Origin of the sequence: Agrobacterium sp. LY4 (genome assembly GCF_001526585.1) — a bacterium.
Taxonomy (GTDB): domain Bacteria; phylum Pseudomonadota; class Alphaproteobacteria; order Rhizobiales; family Rhizobiaceae; genus Agrobacterium; species Agrobacterium leguminum.
Window position 1 is genome coordinate 580,995 of the sequence record NZ_ASYA01000001.1, and the last position, 14,255, is coordinate 595,249.

Below are 14,255 nucleotides of genomic sequence, written 5' to 3' on the forward strand. Positions count from 1 at the left end.
CTTGTTCTCAAAAAGGGATCGGCATAGACCAACGCCGCCAATCCCTTGGCTAACGAGGTCTCCCGGGCTTTTGTCCCGCCGTGCATCCGTGCGAGATTTCTCCTCGCACAGTGGCTGCTCTCGGACCAGTCATGCAAACCTGCACCGGAACCCTAGCGGCCAACTCGGAATAAACGAAGCAAACCGCGTGCCAGATTGGATTTCGGGCTTTGCCGCGCGATTTCGTCAAAATGCGAAGAAGAGTGCCCGATTTGTGTTCTTGCCGATGGGCTTTCAAGCATATTTTTTAGGCGCGGCTTCGGCCAGCCGCTATGTCGTGACTTTCATCAGGCTATTCCGTCACCATCGTCATCGCAGAATTGCCAGCGGGCAACAACGCAAAATAACAGCGTTGACTTTCGTGAAATATCACAACATTCTAGTTAGCGGATGAGGAAGCATGTCCGGCGGTGGAGGAAACGTCCGTCGGATATGTATAAGGATGGAGGATCCAAATGGCTTATCTGCATTCAAGACGTGGAATTGTTCGCGGCGCCCTGGCGTCCGTGCTGCTGGTCTCGGCGCTATCGGGCACGGCCTTTGCGCAACAGGCGAAAGAGAAGATCACATTTGCCGCGGCGATGTTCTCCGAGGCAGGCCGCGGTGACCGCGCCAAGGCGTGGGTTCAGAAATTCAATGAAAGTCAGGACAAGATCGAGGTCGAGCCGATCGCGATCCCGTTCTCCAGTTTCGCCAACACCGTCTTCACGCAGATGGGTGGGGGCGGCGGCCCGGATCTGGTTCGTTTCGACCAGATCGACTATTTCGCAGCCGTCCCGTCGGGGCGCGTTCTTTCCCTCGAAGGCCTTATAGATCCGTCGCAGTATAAATTCATCGGCCCCGACAAATATCTCGCGGTGAACGGCAAGCGTTATGGCGTGATCTTCGATTCCACCGGTTACGGGCTTCTTTACAACAAGGATATCGTCAAGGGCGCACCGCCCACGACATTCGAGGATTTCCTCAAGGTTGCCAAGGAAACAACGGGTGACGGCAAATATGGTTACGCCTATCGCGCCACGATGGCAGAACGGGCCGGTTTCTGGCAGGACGTCTGCAATTTCGTCTACGGATTTGGTGGCCGCTGGAGCGACGCTTCCGGCAATCTGACGGTAAACAGCCCTGAAGTCATCAAGGGTATCGAGGCCTATAAGGCGGTCTACGATCTCGATGTCATTCCGAAAGGCGCCGATGCCGCCACCTACCGGCGCATGTTCTGGGAAGGCAAGATTGCCATGAATGTCGACAATGGCGGCGTTGCGGCGATCTTCCACCAGAATTCCCCGAACCTTCCCTTTGCCGCCGCACCTTCTCCCTTTCCGACGCCGGCTCAGGGCCTGATCATGACCATGCTGTCGATCAACGCCAATACCAAGCACAAGGATGCGGCCGTCACCTTCCTGAAATGGGCGCTGGAGCCGGAAAATCAGCAGGGCCTGCAAAAGGCCATGGGAACCATCGTCGGCACGGTGACGCAATATTCCGCCGAGGATCTGGCGGCGCAACCCTGGCTCACCGTTTACGACAAGCAGGTCGAAACGGCGGTCCCGCAACTCGTCATGGGGCTTGAGACGAAGACGCCGGAAATCCAGCAGATCGTGCTCGAGAGCGTGCTGAAGGTTCTTCAGGGCGGGGAAAACCCCAAGGACGCCATGGATGCCGCGCAGCGGCTGATCGAGCGACGGGTGCTGCGCCGCTGATGCGGCGCAGATTTTACCTGCAATTTTCACAAAGCGAGTAATGTCGATGCGATCATCCGGCTCACGCAGCGGGATCGAGGGCAGCCGGTGGACACCTTATTGGTTCGCCGCGCCTGTCGCCCTTTATCTTCTGCTGTTTCAAATCTACCCCTTGCTGCAGGAGTTGAAGCTCAGCTTCACATCGACTTCGCTGCTGTCTCCCGACGACCAGCTCTTTGTCGGTTTCGAAAACTATCTCTACATCTTCGAAACCAGCGATTTCGCGCAGGTTCTCTGGGTCACGCTGATCTATACGATCCTCTGCGTCGTACTGGCGATCGGTTTCGGTCTCGGTACGGCGCTGCTTCTCAACAACCCCTTTACCGGACGCGGCATTGCCCGCGCACTGGTAACGGTGCCATGGGCGGCGCCGCCGGTTGCCGTTGCACTGATCTTCACCTGGATGCTCAACTCCCAATATGGCGTGTTCAATTATGCGCTGCGGGTGCTGGGCCTGCCGTTTTCCAGTGAAAACTGGCTGGACAATCCCTCGCTTGCCCTGCCTGCCATCATGATCACGACTATCTGGCAGATCTTTCCGTTTTCTTCAGTCGTCATTCTGGCGGCTCTGCAGGGCGTTCCATCGGAAGTGCGCGAAGCTGCGATTATCGATGGAGCCGACCGGTTCAACGTCTTCAAGACGGCTGTATGGCCTACCATCCAGCCGACCGTGCTGTTGCTCGCCCTCTTCGTCACCATCTGGTCGCTGCGCCGTTTCGATCTGATCTGGCTGATGACGCAGGGAGGTCCGATCGGCGCGACCAATACGCTGGTGATCGAGCTCTACCGCCAGGGCTTCGTCTATCGCGAGCTCGGCAGCGCTGCCTCCATCGGCATGGTGGGCCTCGCCATCGCGCTTGTCGTGACAATGATCTACTTCAAGATATCGCAGCGTGCGGAACGTGCGCAGGGGAGACGCGCATGAAAACCTCTCCCTGGCAGCACAGCCTGCGCATGATCAGCGTCCTTGCCCTTCTCGGTGTTGCTGTCTTCCCGATCTATTGGATGTTGGTGACATCGCTCACCACGTCTTCGGAGCTTTTTGCCGCAACCCCGCAGTTCCTGCCGTCGTTTTCGGAATTGAATGTCTATCAGGACGTGTTCAAGACCATACCGGTTGCGACATGGCTGAAAAACAGCGTGATCGTTGCTTCCGGCACGACGGTGCTGAGCATTGTGCTGGCGATCCTGCCTGCCTATGCGCTCTCCCGTTTCCGGTTCGCCGGTCTCGCTCTTCTCGGCTTCGTGCTGTTTGCCACCCAGATGCTGCCCGAAGCCATGCTGGTCGTGCCGCTCTACGCCATCTTCGGCGATCTCGGGCTGCTCAATACTTTGACCGGCCTGATCCTCGCCAACACCGCCTTTACGGTGCCGGTCATCGCCTGGATTCTCAAAGGAGCCATCGATGCGGTGCCGATCGAGGTTGAAGAGGCTGCCCGTATGGAGGGGTGCTCCAAACTCGACGTGGTGCTTCTGATCGTGGTGCCGCTGATTGGGCCGACGCTCGCCGCCGCCTCGGTCATCGCATTCTTCAACGGCTGGAACGAGTATGTTTTCGCCCAGACGCTCATCAGCAGCGAAAGTCTGCGCACCGCCTCGGTGGGGCTCGCGGGTTTCGTCGGCGAATTGTCGACGCCAGTGCATTCCGTCATGGCCGTCGGCTTCATCTACACGCTGCCTGCTGTCCTGTTTTACCTTCTTGTCCAACGTTATGTCGTGGCCGGTATGACGGCTGGCAGCGTCAAGGGCTGATAAAGGATCTTTGAAATGGCATCCATTACCCTGAAAAGCGTCAGCAAGAGTTTCGGCGCAAAGGACGTTATCCGCAATATCGATATTGCCGTTTCGGACGGCGAGTTTCTGGTGCTGCTCGGCCCTTCGGGCTGTGGAAAATCGACGCTTCTGCGCATGCTGGCCGGTCTTGAAAGCATTTCCGGCGGAGAAATACTGATCGGCAGCCGCCGCGTCGACAATCTGCCGCCAAGCGACCGCGACATGGCCTTCGTTTTCCAGTCCTATGCGCTCTATCCGCATCTGACCGTGCGCAGGAATATGACGTTTCCGCTGGTGATGAAACAGTTCCGCTGGTGGCATCACCTGCCGATCATCGGAGGCCTTGTCAGGCGGCGGATCGAGAATTCGCCGCAGGTGAAGGAAATGGTGCAGCGCAATGCGAAGATACTGGGCCTGACCGAGATGCTGGACCGGTTTCCGCGCACCCTGTCGGGCGGGCAGCGGCAGCGTGTCGCGCTAGGCCGGGCGATGGTGCGGCAGCCCGAAGTCTTCCTGATGGATGAGCCGCTCTCCAATCTGGATGCCAAGCTCAGGACGTCGATGCGGGCGGAAATTTCCAAGCTGCATGCCGATATCGGCGGTACATTCGTTTATGTGACCCACGATCAGGTCGAGGCCATGACGATGGGAACCAAGATCGCGCTGATGCGCGACGGTGTCGTTCAGCAATTCGGTTCGTCCCGCGAAATCTATAGCGATCCGGCCAATACCTATGTCGCGCGCTTTATCGGCACGCCGCCGATGAACCTCATCGAAGCCGATGCGGCAAGCGGTGTCGTCAGCGTCGGTGGCATTGCGCTGGCATTGCCGCAGGGCCTGTCGGCAGCGGTCAGGGAGGACGGCAAGGTTCTGTTCGGCATCCGCCCGAATGCGATCCGGCTGACGCCCGAACGTCAACCCGGCAGCGTCGAAGGCACGGTGACGCTGGTGGAGCATATCGGCGCCGAATCCGTCATTGCGGTCACGCTCAGCAATGCCCGCACGGCGCATCGCGAGGAAGGCGAACTGGACGCCGTCATGGTCACCGAACAGGGGTACACCGGGCTTAAAGTCGGTGATCCGGTTTCGCTGGCGTTCAACCTCGATGACGCCGTTCTGTTTTCCGCCGAAACCGGCCTGCGGCTACGCGCATAATCTTCAGCACCGGAGCCGGATCATGAAGAACGCAAGAGGCGATACTTCACAGCGAGATCAGCGATTCCAGGCTGGAATCGAGGATGGATGGATCGATGTCCCTCTCGAGGGCATCGAACATCCGGTCGACATAGTCGATCAGCTGGTCGGACGCCTCGACGGCCAGCGCGACATTCCGCTTGGCGATTGCCTCGAGTATGCCGATATGGCTCTGGATGCTTCCGGCCAGGCTTTCCGCGCCGCCGATATTGCGGTGATGGATCAGGCCGATGCGCCGGAACAGGGTGTGGAGCGGCCGCAGCGTATGCTCGAGGAACGGCTCTCCCGCCGCCAGCAGGATCAGCTTGTCGATGCGGCGGTCGAAAATATTGAAATCGCCGATCGCCATCGTGTCGCGCTGGTCTTTCAGAATGCGGGTGATGTGCAGCATCTGCGAACGGTGCGTGGACGTGGAGTGCTCGGCGGCCAGCGACACGACAAAACGCTCAAGGTCGCGCCGCAAACGCAGAAGCATTCGCTCGCGGGCGAGGTCGATGGGCGCGATCTGCAGGCCATGACGGGGCTGAATGATCACGAGCGTATCGGCGGCCAGCCGGCTGACCGCCTGATGCACGGGCGTGCGGCTCAATCCGGTCTCCCTCTGCAGGTCTTGAATGGAAAGGAAGCGGCCAGGCTTGAGTTCACAGGTAATGATCAGGTGCTCGATGCGCTCATAGGCAAGCTCCGTCAGGTTGACGCTGTTGCGTCTCTTCTTCTCCTGCGGATTGCCGTCCTCATCTTTCGTCCCGTTCTTGTCTTCACCGGTCATGCTTCATTCCTCGAGATTCTGCCTGACGTTACCGTTCCGCCTCGTCAGTTGCAAAACGCAATGACAGGAAATTTCTCAATATTTCAGATTTCCAGAATTTTCAAAGGAAGCACCGGCGCGGCGAGAAAGCTTTTCGCCAGCGTGAGGCACCATCAAACCAAAAATTGTCTCGCTTGAAGGCTGCTCAGGCACCGTCACAGCGAAATCAGGAAGGAAAATTCGATGTTAGGCGTTATCATTCACGCTCAGAAGGATCTGCGGATCGAACCCGTGGCCAGCATCGCCCCGGCTGCCGGTCAGGTTCGGATTGCCGTCAAGGCCGGAGGCATTTGCGGTTCCGATCTTCATTATTACCTGCATGGCGGTTCCGGCAGCATCCGCGTGCGTGAGCCGATGGCGCTCGGCCACGAGATGGCCGGCAGTATCGAGGAATGCGGCGCCGGTGTTTCGCATCTGGTGCCGGGCATGCGGGTGTCGGTCAATCCGAGTTCTCCCTGTTACGAATGTGAATATTGCCGGGAGGGCGCCCATAACCAGTGCATGAACATGCAGTTCATGGGCAGCGCCATGCGCCTGCCGCATGCGCAGGGCGGTTTTCGCCAGAGCATCACCGTCAGCGCCGCCCAGGCAATTCCGATTGCCGAGACGGTTACCATGGCGGAAGCGGCCATGGCTGAGCCGCTCGCCGTTGTTCTGCACGCCATGAAACAGGCGGGGCCGCTTCTGGGCAAGCGTGTGCTGGTCACGGGCTGCGGTCCGATAGGGGCATTGTGCGTGCTGGTGGCGCGGAATGCGGGCGCTGCGGAGATCATCGCGACGGATGTGGGCGAATTCCCGCTGCAGGTCGCGCGTAAACTCGGCGCGACAGCGGCTCTCAACATGGCGACGACGCCGGAAGCGCTTGCGCCCTACGCCACGGGCAAGGGTACGGTCGACATCTTGTTCGAGGCCTCGGGCAATCAGGCTGCGCTCAACGGCGCACTCGCAGCCATCCGCGCCGGCGGCATCATCGTCCAGCTCGGGCTTGGCGGCGATGTTACATTGCCGATCAACGCCATCGTCACCAAGGAATTGCAGCTGCGCGGCACCTTCCGTTTCGACAGTGAGTTCCAGCAGGCCGTCGATTTGATGAACTCCGGCCGCATCGATCTGACACCGCTCGTAACCCATACTTTGCCGTTTCAGGAGGCGAATGACGCGTTCATGCTCGCCACTGACAGGTCGCGGGCGATGAAGGTGCAATTATCGTTCTGAGAGACACCATGGGTGCGGCGATCCGCTTCGATGGCGGAGATGAAGGCAACTATCATGAAGATCACAAAACTCACCACCTATATCGTTCCTCCACGCTGGATGTTCCTCAAGATCGAGACGGATGAGGGCATCACCGGCTGGGGCGAGCCCGTGGTCGAAGGCAGGGCTCTGACGGTTCAGGCTGCCGTGCATGAGCTGGAGGATTACCTCATCGGCAAGGATCCGTTCCTGATCGAGGATCACTGGACGGTCATGTATCGCGGCGGGTTTTATCGTGGCGGTGCGGTCCATATGAGCGCGATTGCCGGGATCGACCAGGCGCTCTGGGATATCAAGGGCAAAGCGCTCGGCCAGCCGATCCACGCGCTGCTCGGAGGCCAGTGCCGCGACCGGATCAAGGTCTATTCGTGGATCGGCGGCGACCGTCCGAGCGACGTGGCGAACAATGCGCGGGCCGTCGTTGCCGCGGGCTTCAAGGCGATCAAGCTGAATGGCGCCGAAGAGCTGCAGATCGTCGACGGCAACGACAAGATCGACGCCATCGTCGCGACCATAGGCGCCGTGCGCGATGCGGTGGGGCCGCATATCGGCATAGGCGCCGATTTCCACGGCCGGGTTCACAGGCCGATGGCCAAGGTGCTGGCGAGGGAACTCGAGCAGTTCAAACTGATGTTTATCGAAGAGCCGGTACTTTCGGAAAATCTAGAGGCGCTGAAGGAAATCGCCAATCATTGCTCGGCTCCGATCGCGCTCGGCGAGCGGCTTTATTCACGTTGGGATTTCAAATCTGTCCTCTCCGGTGGCTATGTCGATATTATCCAGCCGGATCTTTCGCATGCGGGCGGAATTACCGAATGCCGCAAGATTGCGACGATGGCGGAGGCCTATGACGTCGCCCTTGCGCCGCATTGCCCGCTTGGGCCGATTGCTCTGGCCGCCTGCCTGCAAATCGATGCTGTCAGCTACAACGCGTTTATCCAGGAACAGAGCCTTGGCATTCACTACAATCGGGGCAGCGACCTTCTGGACTACATCACCAACAAGGATGTCTTCCGTTACGAGGACGGGTTTGTCGAAATACCGCAGGGTCCCGGTCTGGGTATCGAGGTTGATGAGGCGCATGTGATCGAAATGGCGAGGCAAGGCCATCGCTGGCGCAATCCGCTCTGGCGTCATCAGGATGGCAGTCTCGCCGAATGGTAAGCGCAGCGATGAGGCAGGCTTTTCGGACTGACGATTCTCTCCGTTGGAACCAGTGCATCGGAGAGCTGACGAGAACCGCCTTTGGGACTGGAGCATGTTTTCTTGTGAGAGATAAGTAGATGGTCCTGTCCATGCAATTTGGAAACGAAACGACGGGCAGACAGAAATGGAAGCAATGATGAAAATAACTGCGATCAAGACTTTTCGAGCAGAAGAGTTCTCCAATGTTCTCTGGGTGCATGTGGAGACCGATCAGGGCGTTACCGGCCTCGGCGAAACCTTTTATGGGGCGGCGGCCGTCGAGGCCCACATCCACGATACGCTGGCAAGCCGGCTGGTGGGCCGTAACCCGCTTCATATAGAAGCCCTTCACCGGGAAATGCTCAACCTGCCGATGGCCCATGCCTCGACGGGGGCGGAACATCGGGCGGCTTCCGCAGTCGACATCGCGCTGTGGGATATTTTCGGCAAGGTATGTGGGCAGCCTGTCCACCAGATGCTGGGCGGGCTCTGCGTGGAGAAGATGCGTGTCTACAATACCTGCGCCGGAAGCCGCTATGTGCGGACGAAGAAGATCAAGCCGGTCGATACATGGAATTTGGGTGAGGAAGCCGGTCCTTACGAAGACCTCGACGGTTTCATGAACCGGGCGGGCGAACTGGCGGAAGATCTCCTGTCGAACGGGATCACGGCCATGAAATCTGGCCGTTCGATCCTCCGGCGATGGAAAACCGCGGTTTGTTCATCACGGCGGAACAGATGAAGACGGCGATCAAGCCGTTCGAGCTGATCCGCAAGGCCGTCGGCGACAAGATGGATATCATGGTCGAGTTCCACTCGCTGTGGAACCTACCGGTTGCCAAGCAGATCGCGCGGGCGCTCGAGCCGTTCAAGCCCACATGGTACGAAGATCCGATACGGATGAATTCGCCGCAGGCGCTTGCCGAATACGCGCATTCCACCGATGTGTGGACCTGCGCCTCCGAAACGCTCGGCACCCGTTTTGCCTATAAGGACTATCTCGACCGCGACGCCGCTCATGTCGTCATGGCCGACCTGTGCTGGACGGGCGGCCTGACCGAGGGCCGCAAGATCGCGGCCATGGCGGAAACCTATCACCGGCCTTTTGCCCCGCATGACTGCATCGGCCCGGTCGGGTTCGCCGCCGCCATCCACATGAGCTTTTCGCAGCCCAACACGCTTATCCAGGAAAGCGTGCGCGCCTTCTACAAGGGCTGGTATCGCGAACTGGTGACGGAGGTTCCGCGTATCGAGGGCGGCTTCGTTTATCCGATGGAAGGCCCCGGTCTCGGCACTGAACTGCAACCGTCCTTCTTCGAACGCTCGGATCTCTCCGTCCGCGTCTCTGAACTCTGAGGGGAATCGTCATGAGCGTTTCACTATTCGATCTCAGCGGCAAGACGGCACTGATCACCGGTTCGTCCCGCGGTTTGGGGCGGGCCTTTGCCGAGGGGCTGGCGAATGCCGGCGCCCGGGTGATCCTCAATGGCGTCGACGCCACCCGACTGGAAGAGGCGGCTGCGGCGATGCGCTCGACAGGTCGTGAGGTGCTGACGGCGGCGTTCGACGTGACCGACGAAGCCGCTGTCATCGCAGCCTTCGAGCGGTTCGACCGGGACGGTATCCGGGTGGATATCCTCGTCAACAATGCCGGCATCCAGTTCCGCAAGCCGATGCTGGAGCTGGAGAGCGCCGACTGGCGAAGGGTGATCGACACCAATCTGACGTCGGCCTTCCTCGTCGGCCGGGAGGCGGCCAGGCGAATGGCGGAGCGCGGCTCCGGCAAGATCATCAATATCGGATCGCTGACCTCCGAACTCGCCCGGGCAACGGTTGCGCCTTATACCGTGGCGAAAGGCGGCATCAAGATGCTGACCAAGGCCATGGCGGCCGAGTGGGCCGAAAAGGGCATTCAGGCCAATGCGATCGGCCCCGGCTACATGATCACCGATATGAACGAGGCCCTGCTCGCCAACCCGGAATTCGACGCCTGGGTCAAGGCGCGTACACCGGCGCGGCGCTGGGGGCGTCCGGAAGAACTGGCGGGAACCGTCATCTATTTTGCGTCCGCCGCATCCGACTACGTCAATGGCCAGATCGTCTATGCCGATGGCGGCATGATCTCCGTGTTGTAGGCGAGCGCCAGCAATTCGTTTCGTCACGCTTGGGGAGAGCGTGACGGGTTCAAGCAAAACCAGCGGAGGAGCAGCATGAAACTCTTATCGATGAAGCGTGCACTCGGCGCGGGCGTCACGCAACCTTGGTGACGTGTGAGCCTCTGCCACACGCCGCCCGGCAAAAACCATTTGGCTAAAATCGCTTGCGCTGGTATTGTCCGCCCAACGAAACCTTATGAAAGCCAGCAGCATAGCGTCTACGCTTGTGCGCGGCGAAATGGACAAGACAGTGATCGACCCCGGAAACGGCCCAAAGCCGTCGGAACAAGGGGCGTCGGTGGCGAACAAAGGGAAAGCGAAGCGATCCCGCCGTGGCAAGAAACACAAGCGTGACGGTCAGCTCCGTGACGCTGCTGTGCTGTCGCATGATGTTGCCGCGGATGTTCCGGCCGGTTCCTCCTATGTATCGGCTCTTGAGCCGGATGCCGAGCCGCGCAAGAGAAAGCGCCGCAGGCGCTCTCGCGGCAAGGGTGCGTCTCAGCAGGCTGCCCCAGCTTCCACCGTGCAGACGCAGGCTCCAGCCGCAACAGATGCTGCCAATCCATCCTCCGTGCTGCCGGGCGCAGGGCGAAAGTCGCGCCACCGCAAGCGTGGTCACCGCGATCCACGCGGTCGCGATCCACAGGGCCGTCCGCTGGTTCCCACCCATGCGCCGAAACATGTCGGCAAGCAGAATGGCCGCGCCAATGGGGCCGGGCAGGAACCGCATCGGCAATCTGAAATATCCGCGCGCCATGCAGGCCGCCAGCATGAGCATGGCCAGGAGCCGCCGGCGGATATGTATGCCGCGCTCGATCTCGGCACCAATAATTGCCGCCTATTGATTGCGCAGCCGACGCGGCCCGGCCAGTTCCGGGTCGTCGATGCCTTTTCGCGCATCGTTCGGTTGGGCGAGGGGCTGGTGTCGAGCGGCCGGCTGTCCGACGACGCCATGGATCGAGCTGTCGAGGCGCTGAAAGTCTGCTCCGCGAAACTTTCCGGTCGCCCGATCAGGCGCATGCGGCTCATCGCGACCGAGGCCTGCCGCGCTGCGTCGAATGGCGAAGAGTTTCTGGCGCGGGTTACGCGGGAAACGGGACTGAAGCTCGAAATCATCAGCCGCGAGACGGAAGCCCGCCTTGCGGTGTCTGGCTGCGCCTCCCTCGTTGGGCGCGAGGCGCGTTCGGTCGTGCTGTTCGATATCGGTGGCGGATCGTCGGAAATCGCCGTCATCAAGGTCGGGGAAAACCGCTCGAACCGGCTCGCCAATCACATCACCCACTGGACCTCGTTGCCGGTCGGTGTCGTTACGCTTTCGGAACGCCATGGCGGGCGCGATGTGACGCCGGACGTCTTCGCCGCCATGGTGCGGGAAGTCGAAGGGCTGCTCGATGCCTTCCATTGCCCGCCTCTCGCGCCGCAAACCCATCACGAGGATTTTCACCTGATCGGGACCTCGGGCACGGTCACGACGCTTGCCGGCGTCCACCTCGATCTGCCACGATACGATCGCCGCAAGGTGGATGGCCTGTGGTTGTCGGACGCCGAGGTGACGGCGATGCAGGACAAGCTGCTCGCATGGGATTTCGCGGGCCGCGCTGCCAATGCCTGCATCGGGCCTGACAGGGCCGATCTGGTTCTGGCCGGCTGCGCCATTCTCGAGGCCATTCGCCGCCGCTGGCCGGCACGCCGCATGCGCGTGGCGGATCGCGGCCTGCGCGAAGGCCTGCTGACGGATATGATGGCGGATGACGGCGCATGGCGGCGCAACCGCATTAGGCGCATGCAGATGACACGGCAGGACAGGACGGAAGGTTTGACATGAGCAAGGCGCCGACAAGCACCAATCGCACCGGCCGAAAGATCGGCCAGAAGGTCAAGAAGACCAAGCTCAAGGCCTCGTCGCGCCGTTGGCTTGAACGTCATATCAATGACCCCTATGTCCAGCGCGCCAGGCTTGAGGGCTATCGCGCCCGCGCCGCCTTCAAGCTTCTGGAAATCAACGACAAGCACCAGATATTGAAGGGTGCGACCCGCATCATCGATCTTGGCGCCGCCCCCGGCAGCTGGTCGCAGATCGCTTCCAAGGTGACGGATTCGACCGAGGACGATATCCGCGTCGCGGCCATCGATTTCCTCGAAATCGATCCCATTCCCGGTGTGAAAATCCTGCAGCTCGACTTCCTCGATCCCTCCGCGCCGGAAAAGCTGATGGAGGCCGTTGGCGGCACGCCCGATCTGGTGCTGTCGGACATGGCCGCACCGACCACCGGGCACCAGAAGACCGACCATATCCGCACCATGCATCTGTGCGAAGTCGCGGCCGATTTCGCCGTTCAGGTGCTGGCGGAAGGCGGCCACTTCCTTGCCAAGACCTTCCAGGGCGGCACGGAAAAGGCATTGCTGGATATGCTGAAGAAGAACTTCAAGCAGGTTCTCCACATCAAGCCGGCATCCTCACGCTCGGAATCGGTGGAAATGTTCCTGCTTGCCAAGCACTTCAAGGGCCGCAAGAGCGAGCCGACCGACGCATCCGAAGCCGAAGAGGCTTCCGAAGACTGATCACTCTGCCGGTTGTGAGACCTTGCCGCGGTGGCCGGAGACGGCCGCCCCGGCATTGCCGTCCATACGGATGATCGGCACGATGGCGAACAGCGATACCAGCGCCACGATGGTAAAGGCGATGTGGAAATCGGCGAGCTGCAGATGCGTGCCGGACATCATGCTGCTGACTTCCAGAATGGAGGCGGCGAAAGCCACGCCCAGCGCCAGGCTGATCTGCTGCAGCACCGACGCCATCGAGGTCGCCTGGCTGGCCTGACTGTCCTCGATATCGGAATAGCTGAGCGCGTTCGATCCGGTGAAGAAGAAGGACCGGGCAAATCCCGCCGTGACGAGGAAGATCATGATCAGCGGATAGGGCGTTTCCGGTGTGAAGAAGCTGTTGGCGAGCGTCGTGCAGGCGCCGACGATGCCGGCCCCGATCAGTGTCGAGCGGAATCCGGTTGCCGCAAACACTCGCTTGGCCATGAATTTCGTGGTGATCGCGCCGATTGCGCCGGCAAAGGTGATCATGCCCGACTGGAACGGATTAAGCCCGAAACCGATCTGCAGCATCAGCGGCATCAGGAAGGGTATGGCGCCCGTGGAAATGCGGAAAACGGTGCCGCCGACGGACGCCGCCCGGAAGGTCGCGTTCTGGAAAATGCGGAAATCCAGAATGGGGGCAGGGTGGCGCGCGGCGTGGCGCAGATAAAGAAAACCGCAGATGAAACCGATGATCGTCGAGGCGATGCCGATGGCCGGTGGCAGCGCGGGCAGGCTGACGACGGAGAGGCCGAACACCACGCCGGAGGCGGCGATGCCTGACAGCACGAAGCCCTTGCCATCCATCGGCGGCGGGTTGGTGGTTTCGATTTCCGGCAGGAAGATCGTCGAGAGCCAGATGCCGATGACGCCGATCGGCACATTGATCAGGAAAATCCAGTGCCATGAAAAATAGGTGGTGATGAAGCCGCCGATGGGCGGGCCGGTGAGCGGCCCCACCAGCCCCGGAATTGTCAACAGCGCCATGGCGGAGACGAGTTCGCTGCGCTTGGTCGTGCGCAAAAGCACGAGGCGGCCAACGGGCGTCATCATCGCCCCGCCCATGCCCTGCAGGAAACGCGAAAGCACGAATTCGAACACCGAGGACGATACCGCGCAGCAGATCGACCCCACCACGAAGACGCCGATGGCGAAACGGAAGATTTTCTTCGCGCCGTATTTGTCGGCCATCCAGCCGCTGATCGGAATGAAGATCGCCAGCGCCACCATATAGGCTGTCAATGCGAGCTTGAGCGTGATCGGGCCGACATGAAGGTCGGCGGCAATTGCCGGCAGCGAGGTGGCGATGACGGTGGAGTCCATCTGCTCCATGAAGAGAGCGACTGCCAGGATGAGGGGAATGATGCGGTTCATGAGGCTGCCTGCGGCTTTCCGCTGCGACAAAGGATATCGCCGTTCCTCCTACGCCTGATAAGCGGGCTTGCCAACACGTTAATTATCAATTTCTCAAGTTCCGATCAAACCTGCGTGAGGCCGGTTTTCTTGCAACTTTATCGCTCT

Annotated in this window: 11 protein-coding genes, 1 pseudogene and 1 riboswitch; of the genes and pseudogenes, 10 read left to right on the forward strand and 2 right to left on the reverse strand. The window is 60.3% G+C overall.

The genetic code is table 11. From position 1 onward, the window contains the following. Positions 1 to 57: 57 nt before the first annotated feature. A riboswitch (guanidine-I (ykkC/yxkD leader) is annotated at positions 58 to 167 on the reverse strand. Positions 168 to 494: 327 nt separating this feature from the next. From L904_RS02885 to L904_RS02900, 4 genes are read left to right on the forward strand one after another with little or no spacing between them, the layout of a single operon-like run. Then, the gene (locus L904_RS02885; RefSeq protein ID WP_035263175.1) at positions 495 to 1,739 is read left to right on the forward strand and encodes a sugar ABC transporter substrate-binding protein; all 1,245 of its coding nucleotides are present in this window, start codon (positions 495 to 497) and stop codon (positions 1,737 to 1,739) included. Between the two features lie 40 nt (positions 1,740 to 1,779). After that, positions 1,780 to 2,703: a carbohydrate ABC transporter permease gene (locus L904_RS02890; RefSeq protein WP_196248063.1), complete on the forward strand. Its 924-nt coding sequence runs from the start codon at positions 1,780 to 1,782 to the stop codon at positions 2,701 to 2,703. Next, positions 2,700 to 3,530, forward strand: coding sequence for a carbohydrate ABC transporter permease (locus L904_RS02895; protein WP_004432685.1), 831 nt, complete (start codon positions 2,700 to 2,702; stop codon positions 3,528 to 3,530). Before L904_RS02890 ends, L904_RS02895 begins: the two co-directional genes overlap by 4 nt. Positions 3,531 to 3,545: 15 nt before the next feature. After that, positions 3,546 to 4,706: an ABC transporter ATP-binding protein gene (locus tag L904_RS02900; protein ID WP_035263177.1), complete on the forward strand. Its 1,161-nt coding sequence runs from the start codon at positions 3,546 to 3,548 to the stop codon at positions 4,704 to 4,706. A gap of 46 nt (positions 4,707 to 4,752) precedes the next feature. On the opposite strand, the gene L904_RS02905 is transcribed toward L904_RS02900, so the two are convergent. After that, on the reverse strand, positions 4,753 to 5,514 hold the full coding sequence (locus L904_RS02905; RefSeq protein WP_035263179.1) for a GntR family transcriptional regulator: 762 nt from the start codon (positions 5,512 to 5,514) through the stop codon (positions 4,753 to 4,755). A gap of 222 nt (positions 5,515 to 5,736) precedes the next feature. Between L904_RS02905 and L904_RS02910 the strand changes: the two genes are divergently transcribed. From L904_RS02910 to L904_RS02935, 6 genes and pseudogenes are all read left to right on the forward strand, one after another. Then, positions 5,737 to 6,768 carry an L-idonate 5-dehydrogenase gene (locus tag L904_RS02910; protein ID WP_035263181.1) on the forward strand — a complete coding sequence of 344 codons (1,032 nt, stop codon included), beginning with the start codon at positions 5,737 to 5,739 and terminating at the stop codon, positions 6,766 to 6,768. Between the two features lie 54 nt (positions 6,769 to 6,822). Further along, a complete protein-coding gene (dgoD, locus tag L904_RS02915; RefSeq protein WP_035263197.1) occupies positions 6,823 to 7,971 on the forward strand; it encodes a galactonate dehydratase in 1,149 nt (382 codons plus the stop codon). 178 nt (positions 7,972 to 8,149) lie between these two features. Beyond that, a pseudogene (locus L904_RS02920) lies at positions 8,150 to 9,348 on the forward strand (mandelate racemase/muconate lactonizing enzyme family protein). Between the two features lie 11 nt (positions 9,349 to 9,359). Beyond that, the gene (locus L904_RS02925; protein WP_004432705.1) at positions 9,360 to 10,127 is read left to right on the forward strand and encodes an SDR family oxidoreductase; all 768 of its coding nucleotides are present in this window, start codon (positions 9,360 to 9,362) and stop codon (positions 10,125 to 10,127) included. Positions 10,128 to 10,344: 217 nt separating this feature from the next. Then, complete coding sequence (locus tag L904_RS02930) at positions 10,345 to 11,973, forward strand: Ppx/GppA phosphatase family protein (protein WP_035263183.1); 1,629 nt, start codon at positions 10,345 to 10,347, stop codon at positions 11,971 to 11,973. Beyond that, on the forward strand, positions 11,970 to 12,710 hold the full coding sequence (locus L904_RS02935) for an RlmE family RNA methyltransferase (RefSeq protein WP_035263185.1): 741 nt from the start codon (positions 11,970 to 11,972) through the stop codon (positions 12,708 to 12,710). Before L904_RS02930 ends, L904_RS02935 begins: the two co-directional genes overlap by 4 nt. Here L904_RS02935 and L904_RS02940 read toward each other — a convergent pair whose 3' ends face one another. Further along, positions 12,711 to 14,108 (reverse strand): MDR family MFS transporter, encoded by a 1,398-nt coding sequence (locus L904_RS02940; protein ID WP_035236057.1) that lies wholly within the window; start codon positions 14,106 to 14,108, stop codon positions 12,711 to 12,713. Positions 14,109 to 14,255: the final 147 nt, after the last annotated feature.